The sequence below is a fragment of the Paenibacillus abyssi genome, assembly GCF_014640295.1.
Lineage (GTDB): Bacteria > Bacillota > Bacilli > Paenibacillales > Paenibacillaceae > Paenibacillus_D > Paenibacillus_D abyssi.
On sequence record NZ_BMGR01000023.1, the window covers coordinates 15,906 to 31,261 of the forward strand.

At 47.4% G+C, this 15,356-nt stretch carries 11 protein-coding genes and 1 riboswitch; of the genes, 2 read left to right on the forward strand and 9 right to left on the reverse strand.

The window, feature by feature from the left end:
* Positions 1 to 14 precede the first annotated feature (14 nt).
* Positions 15 to 1,172, forward strand: a complete 1,158-nt coding sequence (locus tag IEW11_RS23735; RefSeq protein WP_188533579.1) for an oligogalacturonate lyase family protein — start codon at positions 15 to 17, stop codon at positions 1,170 to 1,172.
* A 2-nt stretch (positions 1,173 to 1,174) separates the two neighbouring features.
* A complete protein-coding gene (locus IEW11_RS23740) occupies positions 1,175 to 4,387 on the forward strand; it encodes a glycosyl hydrolase (RefSeq protein WP_188533580.1) in 3,213 nt (1,070 codons plus the stop codon).
* A gap of 113 nt (positions 4,388 to 4,500) precedes the next feature.
* On the opposite strand, the gene IEW11_RS23745 is transcribed toward IEW11_RS23740, so the two are convergent.
* The 9 genes from IEW11_RS23745 to IEW11_RS23785 form a co-directional block, all read right to left on the reverse strand.
* A complete protein-coding gene (locus tag IEW11_RS23745) occupies positions 4,501 to 5,577 on the reverse strand; it encodes a Gfo/Idh/MocA family protein (RefSeq protein ID WP_188533581.1) in 1,077 nt (358 codons plus the stop codon).
* A 20-nt stretch (positions 5,578 to 5,597) separates the two neighbouring features.
* Positions 5,598 to 6,476 (reverse strand): sugar phosphate isomerase/epimerase family protein, encoded by an 879-nt coding sequence (locus IEW11_RS23750; protein ID WP_188533582.1) that lies wholly within the window; start codon positions 6,474 to 6,476, stop codon positions 5,598 to 5,600.
* Between the two features lie 29 nt (positions 6,477 to 6,505).
* Positions 6,506 to 7,471, reverse strand: coding sequence for a Gfo/Idh/MocA family protein (locus IEW11_RS23755; RefSeq protein WP_188533583.1), 966 nt, complete (start codon positions 7,469 to 7,471; stop codon positions 6,506 to 6,508).
* 23 nt (positions 7,472 to 7,494) lie between these two features.
* Positions 7,495 to 8,313: a carbohydrate ABC transporter permease gene (locus IEW11_RS23760; RefSeq protein WP_188533584.1), complete on the reverse strand. Its 819-nt coding sequence runs from the start codon at positions 8,311 to 8,313 to the stop codon at positions 7,495 to 7,497.
* A 12-nt stretch (positions 8,314 to 8,325) separates the two neighbouring features.
* Entirely contained in the window at positions 8,326 to 9,240 is a 915-nt protein-coding gene (locus IEW11_RS23765) for a carbohydrate ABC transporter permease (RefSeq protein ID WP_188533585.1), read from the reverse strand.
* A gap of 59 nt (positions 9,241 to 9,299) precedes the next feature.
* Entirely contained in the window at positions 9,300 to 10,601 is a 1,302-nt protein-coding gene (locus tag IEW11_RS23770) for an ABC transporter substrate-binding protein (RefSeq protein WP_188533586.1), read from the reverse strand.
* Between the two features lie 210 nt (positions 10,602 to 10,811).
* Complete coding sequence (locus IEW11_RS23775) at positions 10,812 to 11,921, reverse strand: GntR family transcriptional regulator (RefSeq protein WP_188533587.1); 1,110 nt, start codon at positions 11,919 to 11,921, stop codon at positions 10,812 to 10,814.
* Between the two features lie 110 nt (positions 11,922 to 12,031).
* Positions 12,032 to 12,769: a LytR/AlgR family response regulator transcription factor gene (locus tag IEW11_RS23780; protein WP_188533588.1), complete on the reverse strand. Its 738-nt coding sequence runs from the start codon at positions 12,767 to 12,769 to the stop codon at positions 12,032 to 12,034.
* Positions 12,770 to 12,797: 28 nt separating this feature from the next.
* Complete coding sequence (locus IEW11_RS23785) at positions 12,798 to 14,756, reverse strand: GAF domain-containing sensor histidine kinase (protein WP_188533589.1); 1,959 nt, start codon at positions 14,754 to 14,756, stop codon at positions 12,798 to 12,800.
* A gap of 430 nt (positions 14,757 to 15,186) precedes the next feature.
* Positions 15,187 to 15,271: riboswitch (cyclic di-GMP riboswitch) on the forward strand.
* The last annotated feature ends 85 nt before the right edge of the window (positions 15,272 to 15,356 follow it).

A 15,356-nucleotide genomic window follows, 5' to 3' on the forward strand; every position in this document is an offset into this window, starting at 1 on the left:
AGAGGAGGGAGATTATGACAAAGGGAAGGGTATGGCCGACAGAATGGAAGCGGATGAAGGATCGGATCACAGATGTGGATATTTGCCAGCTAACGAATTACAAAGCGCATAGCCATCATCTGTACTTTACAGAGAACGGCTGGTATGACAATGGGCAGAAGCTGCTGTTCTTCTCGGATCGGGATAATCGTAGCAATCTGTTTCGGATCGATCTGCTGACTGGGGAAATTTTGCAGCTGACGGATTTGCCGCCGGGCGCAGCCGATAATTTGTCAGCTTGTCTTCATCCGGCGGAACCGATCGCATATTACAGGACAGGGAATCAAGTGGTGGAGCTCCATTTGGAGAACTTGGAGGAGAGGCTGCTGTTCAGCGGACCGGACCAATGGATACTCGGAAATCTGAATTGCTCAGCAGACGGAAAATATGTGATTACGAGCCAAAGGGAAGACCTGTCACACCGTTTTCTCATCGATCTGGGCAATGGTTACATCGGCCATCAGGAGTTAATGGAGGCGAGGCCCAAAAGTGCGATACTTCGTATTCCCGTCGCCGGCGGGGAAGCGGAAGCTGTATTCGAAGACGATTGTTTTATTACGCATATCAATGCCTCGCCGACGATCCCGAATCTCATCACCTTCTGCCATGAAGGACCGTGGCATTTAGTGGATCAGCGCATTTGGGGCCTTAACCTGGATTCGGGCGAGACTTGGAAGATACGTCCGCGCAAGGAGCCGCAAGAAAAGGTCGGGCATGAATATTGGTACCCGGATGGCGAGACGATCGGATACCATGGTTTCAGAGAGAATGGAGCCGGATTTTTCGGCAAGATCAAATATGACAATACCGAGCTGGAGGAAACCGAATTTTCCTTTGTCAATTGGCATGCATACTCGCACGGCTTCGAAAAGATTGTCGTCGACGGCAGAGCACCGATTGATGTGTTGGTTGTATGGGAGCAAGTGGGGGATGCCTTCTCAGCGCCAAAGGTGCTGTGCGAGCATCGCTGCAGCTTTCATTCGCAGAAGGTGCATGCCCATCCCAGATTCAGCCCTGACGGCAGCAAGCTGTTGTTCACCAGCGATAAGAACGGGTACGGCAATTTGTACCTTGTCGATGTTCCGGCCAGCTTTGCGTTGTTACCTGATTTCGAGGTTAAAGGGAGGGAATGAATGTGTTTCATATCGAGGCATTTCAAAATCCGGCACCTTCTTACGGTATCCATCCTTTCTGGTTCTGGAACGGGGAGATGGAGGACCGGCAGATTATTCATCAGATTCATGAGATGGCGGATAAGGGAGTCGGCGGTTTCTTTATTTGTCCAAGACAGGGGCTGATGGTTCCTTACTTGTCCGATGCCTGGTTCCGAAAGGTCAAGCTTGCGGTCGAAACGGCAGCATCGCGGCAGATGGAGGTGTGGCTGTATGATGAGTACCCTTATCCGAGCGGGATCGCCGGCGGCGAGGTGACATTAGCCCATCCGGAGGCAAAGCATTATACGTTAGTTCACCGAATGGAAAAAATTAGGGGCGGGCAGACGAGCACGCTTGAGCTGCCCTGGGCCAGGCTGCTATCTGCGAAGGCCGTGCCGGTTCATATGGAGACAGGGGAGCGGGCATGGGACCAGGCGCTCGATATCAGCGCTAATGTAGGGAACCATCAGGCAGAGCGGATCTTTCAGAAGGCAGGGCTAACCGCTTATAATAAGAAGCGTTTTTTCACTTACAAAACCGTGAAAAAATTGCACTGGACAGCTCCGGAAGGGGAGTGGGAAATTCATTGCTTCCTGGAAGAGGAGATCGAGGATTTCAAGTATTACGGCACGTTTGTTGATCCGTGCAATGAAGAAGCGATGAAGACCTTTATTGCTCTTACGCATGAGCGGTATGCGTTGTCGATCGGCGAGCATTTTGGCAGCACGGTAAAAGGGGTGTTCACTGATGAGATCGGGCTGTTAGGCAAGGTTCCTTGGTCACCGCAAATTCCGGCTTATTTTAAAGAGCGCAACGGATACGATCTGCAGGATCATTTGCATGCTTTACTATATCAAGATAGTGAGCATTCAGCTAAAGTTCGATATGACTATTACCAGACTGTGCATCTCCTCCTTAGAACCGCCTATCATAAGCAGGTACATGATTGGTGTGAGAAATACGGGCTGCGGTATGTGGCCGAAGTGCCTTCTGTACGGATGACTACGCAATTATACAGCCATGTCCCTGGCGGGGACAGCGGGCATGAGAAGCTGGGGCGTTCTCTGGACTGGATTCTCGATCGCTATGGGCTTAGTCTGAGGTACAACCCGAAAATGATCAGCTCGCTGGGCAATCAGCTCGCTAGGGAGCGGGTGCTGATCGAATGCTTTCACAGCGTCGGCTGGTCGATGACATTGCAGGATGCCAAATGGATGATCGACCGGTTGGCGGCGATGGGAACGAATTTCTTTAATTTCCATGCTTTCTTTTATACACTGGACGGGTTGACTAAGCATGATGCCCCGCCTTCACAATTTTTACAGAATCCGTATTGGAAGCATTTTAACCGATTAGCTGATTATGTGAAGCGTATCAGTTATGTCATGAGCAGCGGCTGCCCGGTTCGCTCCATTGCCGTCGTTGATCCGACGACCACATTCTGGACACATATGGGCAACCCTCTTCATGAATTCCAGTATGGCGGTCAGGACGAGGAAGAAAAGCAAAGGCTGGAGCGCCTGAAGCGTCACTGGCTATCGATATGTAAAGCATTAACACAACACCGGAAGGATTTCGACCATCTTGATCCTGAGCTGTTATGCGAAGCTGAGATTGCGGACGGTGTGATCCGCGTCGGACGTGCTGCGTATACGGTGCTTGTCCTGCCGCCGCTAAGCAATCTTGAATCCGGAGCTTGGGAGAAGATCAAAGCGTTCCTGGATCAGGGCGGGACGGTGATCGCCAATGGCCTTCTTCCGTATGAATCGCTTGACGGCACCATTCAGGTGGAGAAGGAGATGCTGGAGGCCTTTGGGCTGGATCGTCCGACGGGCCCGGATTATTGGGGAGATTCCCAACATACAGGAGCTGCGGGGCTGGTGAAGGGGACAAAGGAAGCCTACTTTATCGGAAGTGATCATACGGGTGAACTGATGTCCTTGCTGGATTCGCTGCTTCCCGCGCAGGTTAAGCTGGAGACGGACGGCAAAACGCCGTTTCTCATGCAGGAGCGCCGCCTTGAGGATGATTCGAGGCTTGTGTTCATCAGCAATCAGGAAGGAGACGAGCATCAAACCTTCCTTGATTTGGGGCAGCATAAACAACCTATTGAGGCGCTTCGCTTAAATCTGGAAACAGGTGAATCTGAGGCTGTGACTGTGGATCGGACGGAGAAGAGATGGCGGATCCCGCTGTATTTCGCTGCGTATGCATCGTATCTTATTCATATCAAAGAAGCAGCTGCTGCAGATACAGATGCTCAACTGGAAGGGAACGCTTGGGTGTGGAAATTAAATGCGAAGGAAGCGTGGGACATCCAGCCCGAACAGGATAATGTGATTCGCTTTGATACTTTCGAGCTTCGGCTCAATACCGGGAATGCTTGGAACGAGAGAGGCACACAGGTCCAGGTGAAAACCTTCATCGATCAATGTGAGGATATCGCCGGAGTGCAAGAGCTGTCACTGCAGTTCAAGCAGCTGTTCGGTACGCCTATGAAAATGCAAAACGCGTATCCAATGCGTGTTCAGTACACAGCTGAGTTCAATGTCGAGAAGCTGCCTCAGATTTGTTATTTGCTTAAGGATTGTAGTGCGATTGCCGGGGACTATGTAATTATGATCAACGGCCATCCGGTAACGGAAGCCCATTTCCAGCCGAAGCTGGTCTATGATTATAAGAATCAAGGTGCAGACATTCAGGCCTTTATTCGGGAAGGCAGCAATATACTTACGGTAGAAGTCACTGTAGAACACGATTGCGACGGCTTGGTCGACGCGCTGTATATTTGCGGGGATTTCGGGGTTCACTTTACGGACGGATCCTCTCCTGTGCTAGGTGCTGCGCCGAAGCTTGCCGAGTTACATGCGGGCCCGTATCAAGGCTACGTTTACTATGCAGGAACATTAACATTCAAGCGGAAGGTAACACTGGCCATGATTCCGGTATCGCGTGAATTTGTGGTTCGTTTCACGGATTGGGATGCTGATTTCCACGATTGCGCTGAAGTATTCGTAAACGGCCATTCCCTAGGCGTTCAGCCCTGGACCCCTTATGAATGGAAAGGAAGCTCTTCGCTTTTGGCAGAAGGCGAGAATATAATCGAAGTTAAGGTAACGAACACATTGATCGGCATGTTGGAAGGAAAGTACTTTGATTATGAATCGCATTCGTTGGAAGAGGTATGTAAATGATGGAAGGGAGGACCGACAAGCTCAACCGTCAGGGATATGATGTTATCCCTGACGGTTTTTCATTATTCGTGAACGGATCTCCCCCGACCAAATACAGCGTCTGCCGTTACCGCTTACAGCTCCGGAATATGAACCTCAACTTCCCGTCCGAGAGCGGACGAGCGAAGCACGCCATCGATGATGGCTTGGTTGATCAATATTTGCTCACCCGGGATGGGTGCTGGTTTTCCCTCTTGGATGGCCACGACAAAGTCTCTTACTTTTTCGTAGAAGATATCCACATTATGCGATTTGACCGGTATGATCGTATCCGTATGATGCCCGAGCAGATCTCTGAATAAATGTATGGAGCCGATTCCACCGTCCCATACGCCGCTCCAAGGCCCGATTCCGGTAGCGGTCAGCTTGAGCCCTGCGTCTGTACCGAGGAAAATCGTAGGCCCAAGCGAATCCATATGCATCGCCCATGAGATTTTGAAGTTGAGCACGCGGTTTCCTTCGAGCCGCACGAGGGCTACGCCGAAATCCTCCACCTCAAACTTATCCGCTTCTGAGTGATAGATAGGATTCGTGCCAAAATGATTCGATGTAAACGCGGATACAGACAGTGGTTTTGGATAATTCAGAGCATGAAGAGCCAAATCAAGCGAGTAACATCCGATATCCGCCATCGCTCCGGCACCAGCCAGCTCCTTGTTAATGAAAGTGCCGCCCGGCATGCCGCGCCTGCGGCCGCCGCCAGTCTGCACATAATAGATATTCCCTAACTGGCCGGACCTGATAATATCCCGTACGGCTTGCATGTTCGGGTCATAACGCGGCTGAAATCCGACGGTCAACAGCCTGCCCGTTCGTTTTGCAGCCTGTACCATCTCGATTCCCTGTTCCAGAGTAACTGCCAGCGGTTTTTCCACTAAGACATGCTTTCCGGCTTCCAATGCGTCGATCCCTGTCCGATGATGGGCTACGTTAGGGGTACAAATACTCACGCCGTCAAGATCCAACTCAACCAAATTGAGATGATTATCGAAGGCCCGGGCTTCCGGGAGCTCGTGCTGCTTCACGAAAGATTCCGCTCTGCCGGGAACGACGTCAGCCACCGCTACAACTTCTACATCGGGCATTTTCTTATAAGCCCGGACATGCATGCCCGCAATGCCGCCGCTTCCAATAATTCCGATTCTGATCATAGGCTTTTCGTCCCTCTCCCTTATTTAAAGTATTTCTCAAGATGTTCTTTTGCCTTGATGATACCTTGCCGTTCCGCCTCCAGGGAACCCCAGTAGCGGTGATCCTCAAGCTCAATACTGATCGGGCCCTCATAACCTAGACGATCCAAACGAACGGCGATTTTTCCCCAGTCAGCCTCGCCGTATCCAGGTATCGTGTACCGCCATGAGCCTTCTGAAAAATCATACTTCGGACCGAATGCAGCCGCGAGGTGACCGCATTCGTACATTTCGTCGCGAAGTATCTCCGTATCCTTCCCATGGCAATAGCTCACTCGCTCTCCGAATTCGCTTAGAAACCGAAGATAATCTATCCCCTGACGAATCAAATGGGAAGGATCGTAATTTAATGCGAAGTGGCGCGAAGGAATTTCATTGAACATCGCGCGCAGCATTTCCGGTGTGCAGCCGATCGTTGGATAATAGGGGGCGGGACCCGGCCATCCTTCCAATACGATAAATATCCCTTGCTGCTCGGCGTGCTTTACGATATCGGGAAATGTTTCTTTCCAGATGCCGAAGCTTTTTTCTCTGGAGAGTGTCAGATCCTCGGGTACCAAGCACATAAATACTGTTTTTCCGCCCAGTGCGGCAATATCGGAAAATTGTGTCATTACTGTCTTTACCGCATCACCGCGCTTATTCTCGTCCATGCTTAACAGCTTCGTTTGGCCTACTGAACCGATTGCGTCGATCGATCCGACCTGCAGTGAGTGGGATTCCAGAGTTTCCTTTATTTCGCTATTATAGTAAGGCACATCGATTACGTCCAAGCCTGCCTCCGCAGCCCAAGCCGCCACCCTATCTATTCCTTCTGCACCGATTTTCGGCGAAATACGCATTCCGATTTGAAAAGTCACCGTGTGTTCCTCCTAATCTATTATTGCTGTTATAGTTTTGGTTCGTAGCCTGCAGATTTGTAAATTCGCTCCGTCAGCTTGACCACTTCCTTGGCGAATGTACCCGGTACGGCCACAGCCTGCCGGCCAAGCACGGCATCGATAAAGCTGCGGTCCGTATCGGTAATGGCTGTTGGAAGGACAGGCTGTTCATCCATTTTCCCGAGGCGGCGAATGGTGATTCGCCCATTATCATAGAAAATGCCGCCTTCTTCTCCGCAGAACACATAGGTTTCGTGCCAGCAGGGAGAGTAACCGACAATATTCAAGCCGGCCACGACACCTCCTGAAAACTCGATGGACGTAAAGGAATCAATCTCTACGGGTGAGCCGTGTGTTAAGAGATGTGAGTTTACGCTGATTGGCGTAAGGCCTGTGGTCCACAGCAGGACGTCGACGATATGACTGCCGGAATCCATTAACATGCCGCCGCCGGATAATGCGGGATTCTGGCGCCAGCTTCCTTCCGTAAGCTGCCTCCATTCCTGATACAGGGAAGCGGTCACGGACGTTAGCCTTCCGATCGCACCGCTATCAATGGCGTCCTTGATAAACAGAAATTCCGGCTGGAAATGTCGCTGATAAGATACCTGCAGCACCTTTCCATGCTGCTTGGCGGCTTCGATGAGCTCTTCGGCCTCGGTTTCCGAGGTCGCCATCGGTTTTTCGATCAGCACATGGCATCCGTGACGAAGCGCATCCATGGCCTGTTGAAAGTGCAGTGTGTGGGGCGTGCAGATCAGTACCGCATCTAACTGCATTTCAGCCAGCATTTGTCTGTAATCGGAATACCGTGTAACTGTCTGAAGACCATGCTGTGTTATCATCGCAGCGCAGCTTTCTTCGTTTACATCGGCTAATGCAGCGATATCCGCTTCTTCGCATTGCAATAATTGCCGAATATGAACGTGAGCCATCCCGCCTGTACCAATGATGCCGATTCGTACCTTTTCCATGGAAGCCACCTCTCTCAGACAATTTACCCCTTAATTCCAGTGAACGTAATGCCTTGGATGAACGTTTTCTGGAGGAAGAAGAACAAAATAATGACAGGAAGCGTCATCATCGTGGACACTGCCATCATGAGTCCCCATTCGGAGCCACGCTGGCTCTGGAACTGCTGCAGCCCGAGCGACAGCGTATAAGAGGATTCATTAGTTAAGTATAGTAACGGCCCGATGAAATCAGTCCAGCTTGCCATGAATTGAAATAATCCGACTGCAAGCACTGCGGGCCTAGCAAGCGGCAGCATAATCTGTGCATAAATTCGGAATTCACCGGCTCCATCAATACGTGCGGCATCCATTAAGCTGTCCGGCAGCCCCATGAAAAACTGGCGCAGCAGGAAGATGAAGAAGGGGACCCCGAGAAAGGCGGGCACGATGAGCGGCAGCGGCGTTCCGATCCATCCGAGCTTGTTGAACAGCAGGAAGAGCGGAATCATCGTAACTTGTCCGGGAATCATCATGACGGCGATCGTAGTGATGAATAACCCGTTACGCCCCCGCCATCTCAGCTTTGCGAAGCTATAGGCAACAATCGGACAAGCTAGAATAACGCCAAGGGTACTCATAAACGTTATGATCACGGTATTATTCAGGTACGTAAAAAACGGGATATAGCTCATGGCATCGACGTAATTGCTCCACATGACCGGACTTGGGATCCACTCTGGCGGAAAGGAATAAATCTGCTCCCGGGGCTTCAAGGAAGTCGACAGCATCCAGATGAAGGGTACGATAAAGAATAGCGAAGCGGCGATCAGACAAACATGGGCCAGCGCTTTACGGACGTTCATACATTCCACCTCCTATTTTCCTTGATAGTGAACCCATCGTTTGGACGACCAGAAAATAATGGCCGTCAGCACCATAATGATGACAAACAAAATCCACGCCATGGCGGAGGCATAACCCATCTTGAAAAACTTAAACCCGTTGTCATAGAGATACATAACGTAGAAGGTCATGGAGTTGGCCGGTGAACCTTGGCCTTTCGTTAATGCGTATGGGAGCGTAAATTGCTGGAACGCGCCGATAACACCCATGACGAGATTGAAAAAAATGACCGGCGTAAGCAGCGGCAGCGTAATAGTGCGGATCTTCTGAAACCAGTTGGCCCCGTCTACATCAGATGCGTCATAGTAATCCTGCGGGATGTCTGCAAGACCTGCCAAGTAGATGACGATCGCCTGCCCAATCCCCCAAAGCGACATAAAAACAAGGGAAGGCTTAGACCATGTTTCGCTGCCGAGCCAGGCGGGGCCTTCGATTCCGATGGAATGGAGCATGCCGTTGACAAGGCCGAAGCCCGGATTAAGCAGCCACATCCAAAGCACGGCCAAAGCGATATGGGGGACGAGCGTCGGCAAAAAGAAGACGGTTCTGTAGACGGCCATTCCTTTTACTTTAATGTTCAAAACCATAGCCAGAGCAATACCGAAAATAATGCTTAGCGGCACAAAAAATACCGCAAAATACACGGTGTTATAGATCGATTTCCAAAACAGATCGTCGTTCATCAAATCCTTATAGTTTTGCAGTCCGACGAAATTACCTGGTTGCAGGATGCTGTAGGAAGTAAAGCTAAAGTAGACGGAAGAGAGCAGGGGGAATGCATAAAACAGCATCAGGCCGAGTATCCACGGAGAAGCGAACAGCAAGCCGTAATAATTGCTCTTTTCCTTGTTCTTCTTTAAAGTCGGGGTAGATTCTGTTGGTTGCATGAAACGTCACTTCCCTTCCTGAAAAATGGGGGAGATCGATGTCCTCCCCCAATTTCTCTCTATTCTTTAGCCAGCTCGTTATTTACTTTTTGCGTGACCTGATCCAGAATTTCTTGCGGCGTTCCATTGCCCCGGGTGGCATTCTCAACAGCACCGGCCAGCTCATTCCAGTAAAGGGAACCTTGTGTCATCACCGGGCGGTTGTTGGATACTGGCAGGATATCAACAAACTGCTTCAAGATCGGATCTTCTTTAAACCCTAACTCCTCATTGACTGAATCGATGACGGAGAAGTCTTTGGAGATGTCGCTGAATATTTTTTGTCCATTCGCAGAGCCGAAGTATTTCAAGAACTCCCATGCAGCCTCTTTATTCTTCGCCCCCTTCGGAATTACGACCGACCAGCCGCCGGACCAAGTTGTGTGATCCGTACCCGTTGGCGTCGGCATTGGGAACACTCCGTAATTCAAGTCAGGCATAAATTTCTCGATGGCGGAAACTTCCCAAGGACCGCTAACCTTCATACTAAGCTGCCCGGATAAGAAGGGATCCATTGCACCTGTTCCTTGTGAATCCGTAAAGGCGGCAATATCTTCAACATTGTATTTCTGTGCAAAATCCGCGATCCATTGAAGCGCTTCCACATTTTTCGGATCGTTAGCAGTCGCTTGATTCGTTTCAGGGTCGTAGAAATCACCGCCGAACGCCCAGCCCCAGCCGTACAACCAGCCTTGTCCGTACCAAGGAATGAAACCGATCCGCTCAAAGCGCTTGCCGTCTTTTTTCGTCAGCTGCTCTGCCGCAGCTTCCAGCTCGGCGATCGTGCTCGGAGGGTTGTTCGGATCCAAGCCTGCTTCCGTAAAATGATCGATGTTATAATACACCAGCCTTGAATCGGTCGTTGTAGGAACCGCATATAGTTTGCCTTGGTAGGAGGACTCATTCCATGCGAATGGATAATACATATCCTGATTAATTCCGTCCGCTGCGGCGAATTCCGTTAATTCTTCAAGCGAGCCTTGGGCAGCCCAGGCCCCAACCTCGAACCGGTCGAAGTAAGCGACGTCCGGAGGATTTCCGCCTGCAATCGCGGCCAGCAGCTTTTCATTTTGTCCTTCCCCTTGGTTCGCAATATAAGTGGGTTCAATATTGATATCAGGATGTTTCGCTTCAAAATCGGCAATAACCGCTTCTACTGCCTCCGCAGTCACGTCTGTCATCGCATGCCAGAATGTAATGGTCGTTTTACCTGATGCATCCGTCGATCCGCCCGATTGCTGTGAATTGGAGCAGCCCGCAAATACAATCGCAACAGATAAAATTACTGCCAATAGTGTTACCGACATTTTCTTTGCATTCATAACAGTACCCCTCTCAAATTGGTAGGTTCAAACCATCGAGCGGATTCTCGGTGTGTATTTACAACACCTCCTTGTTAGCGTTTACAAAAAACATATTAACATGTAAAAATGATATACTTAATATATTATGCATAATAACAAAACATACCAACTTTGGTCAATTCCTTTTTTGAATTTTACAAAAAAAATGCAACCTTAGGGATGGCTTCCCTAGGTTGCATCAATCTTTTTCGTGGATTGTCCGTCTACCAATTCAAACGCGATAAACGTGTTTTGCGGTACGATATTACCGCGCAGCTGTTCTAACAGCAGCTCTATCGCTTTCTTTCCGATCCCATTTTCATTCTGTCTAATGTGGGTGTATAAAGGCTTGCCCGCGCAGGTGGGGGGAGAATCGAAACAGATGACGGAATAGTCGTCAGGGATCGATTTTTCGATGTCCTCCAGTGCGTATTTTAATACGGCAGCAAGCACATACTCACTTACGACGAAGGCAGTGACATCCGGATGGCGAACGATAAAATCCTGGATGGAACGCATGCTGCCCTCGAGATTGTGCTCTGAAATATTCGTCAGAAACAGCCTTGGGTCCAGTTGGAGAGCTTGCTGCGAATAGGCCATCTGATAACCTTCTATACGCTCCTCAATTGCGCTGGTGCCTTCGGGAGGGCGCGATATAAATCCGATTCTCTCGTGACCGAGCGACCACAGATGCTTCGCGGCTTCCAATGTCGCGAGCCGGTTGTCCGTGCTGACCGAGCTGGCAGGTATGCCTTTTAAGTGCCGGTCGACAAGCACAAGCGGATAATTTTTTATGACGAGCTCCAATATTTTTTGATTATAGTGTCTGCCGCTGATGGGAAACACAATTAAACCGTCTACATCCAGATCCATTAGGTCAGTGATTGCTTGTTCTTCTAATGTGCTGCTCCCGTAGGAAAGCTTAATGATCAAGTGGGAACGATTGTTATTACAGGCTCCTTCAATCGCTCGTACGATCCCGGTTCCGTAACTATCTCCGAAATCCGGGATAATGAGCCCGATCAAATAGGTTTCCTTCCGTATGTCCGGCTCCGTATTTCTTATGACCGGTTCAAGTCTTGAATGCGCGATAAAAGAGCCTTTCCCCTGAATTCGTTCAATGACCTGCTCCTGGGAGAGGAGATCCAGCGCCTTCTTCGAAGTGATTCGGCTTACCTGGAAATTATATGCCAGCTCTTTCTCCGAGGGCACTCGATCACCCGGCGCCAACACGCCGCTTTTTACTTGGCCGATAATATAATCGTAGATTTGTTTGTACAAAGGGGGAGAAGCATTCATATATTCGTACCACCTACAATCCCTCAAGTTGATATATACAATATATCAACTAGGGGTGCGTTTGTAAAACAAATCCTTTCTCTTAAGCCGGGCACAGCAAATTAATGAACTTAGTTAAGCAATTTAAGCTTGGTTTGCAATTCATCGATTTTTAGTTTTGATATATGTGCATATTTGTTTGTGTTCAAAAAGTAGGCAAGGTAAGTTTGATTATTTGCTTTGATATGAGATATTTTGGTCAAGTTGAGGATATAAGAGCGATGCGACATGAAAAAGATAGATTTGGGCAGCTGATTCATAATGCTGCCGATGGTCTCATTCGTTGTGTACGTATGGTCTGCCGTATAGATATGGCACTTCTTGCCTACCTTTTCGATAAATAGTATATCGAGCTGCGGGATGTAATAATAATCGTTATTATCTTTTATAAATAGTCGCTGTCCGGGGTATGGATTCGATTTTTCCTGTAAGGCGGCATATTTTCTCGTTTTTTTTACTTTTTCCAATGCGGCATACAGCCTTGTTTTCTCGATTGGCTTTACCAAATAGTCTAGTGCGCTAAGCTCAAAGGCTTGGACAGCGTATTCATTATAGCTGGTAATAAAGATAAAAATAAGATCACTTTTGATTCTCAGACATGATTGGATCGCATCCACACCGTTAAGCTTTGGCATATTAATATCCAGCAAGATGACATCCGGATTTGTTCTCATGACGGAATCGATCAATTCTTCGCCATTAACACAACGATCTACGATAGAAAAGTCGGGGAGTTGTTCGATATAAAACTGCAATATATCCAATGAATCTTCGTTATCGTCGACAATGACAATCCGAGCTTTATCCATATGCACGCTTCCCCTTTTGTTGTGAAGTCTAAAGTGTATTTCGGGAGAGAGGCAGCGTAAACCAAAAACTGCTTCCTACATTAGGTTTGCTTGTGACCCCGATCGAGCCTCCCATCATCGTTACAAAACTTTTAACCAAAGTTAACCCGATTCCGGTGCCTTCAATATTGTGGAAGGGGTCATAAATGCGATAAAAAGGATAGAAAATTTGATTCAGCTTGTCTTTTGGTATACCGATACCCGTATCTTCGATAAACAAGGTCATATAATCTGGATTGAGTTGGCTCCTTAAAAGTACCTCTCCGCCGGGTTTGTTATACTTAATTGCATTTGTCAGCAAATTAATAAAGATTTGTTTGATTCTTGTCACGTCGCCTTCGATGATCATATCCTTTGCAATCTCGATCTGATTCGAAATCGACACGCCCTTCTGTTCACTTAAAGGCTGGAGCAGCCGTATCGATTCCTCCACGACATCGGGTAAATAAATATTTTCCAAATGCAGACTCATTTTTCCGGATTCAATCTGTGAGTAGTCAAGAATTTCATTGATTAAATTAATCAAATGACGGCCGGATTTTAAGATTCTGAACGTTCGTTCTTTCTGGATTTCATTTAATCTGTTTTTGTCATCGTCCAGCATAATTTGGGAAAATCCAAGAATCGAGTTTAAAGGAGTACGAAGCTCATGGCTCATACGTGATAAAAATTCAGATTTCGCTTTGCTCGCATTCTCTGCCTGTACCTTGGCTTCAATTAATGCCTTTGCTACTTTTTTCTTCGATGTAATATCCCTAAAGATAATGAGATGGTTCCCCGGAGCAATGTTTTCTGTTGCAGAATATTCGATGCATTTTTCTGTTCCATCTTTTAATTTAAACGTGAGTTCACGGTCTGTTCTTCCTAATTTTACGATATGAAAGAATTCATCTAATTTTTTTGAGATCAACTCTTCCCTTTTCATGCCCAATGTGTCGCAGGCTGAGGAGTTGGCATTCACGATGTCGCCATCCGTATTGATCAATACGACACCATCAAGGGCGCCATGGAAGATATCTTTAAATTTCTTTTCACTTTTCTGCAATTCCACGATGTTCTCGGAAAGCTTGGCATTCGTATTTTTAAGCTCAGCGATGAGTAACGTCCTCTCCAATGCCATAGCGACCTGGCTGCAGATTCGCTCCATTAATTCTAATTCCTCTGCGGTGAAGTTCGCCCGTTTCGATGAGCCGAAGGATAATGTGCCGATCAATCTTCCGTAAGAGATTAACGGATGGCAGGCGTAAGCTTTTATGCCGAACCCTTGAACGAGATCAACGCGCGGATCGACCGAATCTTGTATTTGTTCATAAATCACTTTGTTACCTATTAAGGCCGCATACCCGCAAACCGCCTCGCCGAATTCCAACCATTCTATTTCTTTGGCGGTTTCATCGGAAATACCCGAATAGTTCATCAGCCGCAGCTTTTCGTTATCTTTATCGTAAATATAATTAAAATACACATCGAGGTCCAAATAATCGGATAAATCATTAAATAAAGAATCCAATATTTTTTTCGGTTCATCATGCAGTAAAAGATGATTCGCTGCTTCCGCAAGCAGGACTAATTTGGAATGGTTTTCTTTAATCTTGAGTTCAACCTCTTTCTGAGCGGTTAGATCACGAAATATGGCGCAGATTCCATCTTTGTGAGGGTAGAGGTTAACATCAATCCATTTGGAGTTGGGCTGTGAAAAGGAAGCTTCAAAATGCGTCGTTATGCTGGATTGCTGAACGGCTGTAAGTTCTTTACGGAACACAACCATTAACCCTTCAGGAAGAGCGCCCAAGAGTTCTTTTCCAATGATATCCTCATCCGTTTCAAGCAAATTTCTGGCTGTGGCATTGGCATATATAATGTGAGATGAATGATCCAGAAGAAATAAACCCTCCGAGATACTTTCCAAAAAACTAAAATCGATGATCCCATTTTTTAGTGTATACATCTAATTTCCCTCTTTATAAAAGAAAATAACCATCTAATCAAATGATACACAAAATTGAAGGAGAATTCTTATTGTAAATTATTTATCTATTGGTTAATAAATGAATTATATAAAATACTGTAAATTTAAAGTAAATTCTAAGTATATACGATAATACGGGGAATGGAAGAGGCTTATTGCGAAATGTTAATTATTAGGATTGAATGGATGAAATTCGGACATGAGATGAAACAAAAAGGTTATAAACTGCCGTTGGATACGGTTCATGATAACTAGGCTTGAAATGTCTTCAAATGACCTGTTAAACCTCTTAAGTGAATAATAACAGGCTTGAAATAATGAAAACCGTTCTTGAAATTATGTGACATGATTCGACAAGTCGGGAGAGAAAGGTGTACGATAACAATGAGTACGAATCTTCTTTTAAATAAACGAATAAGGGCAAACCTTACGAAAGCAAGGGACGCAAAGCTATGGACCTACGGAAGCCCATCTATGGTCGCCAGGCTGCTGAAATCAGGAGACTAAACATCAGCCTTTTGGTTGATGTTTTTTGTGGTTGTTGCATCGACAACATTGAGAAGTGATTTTCTGACGGGG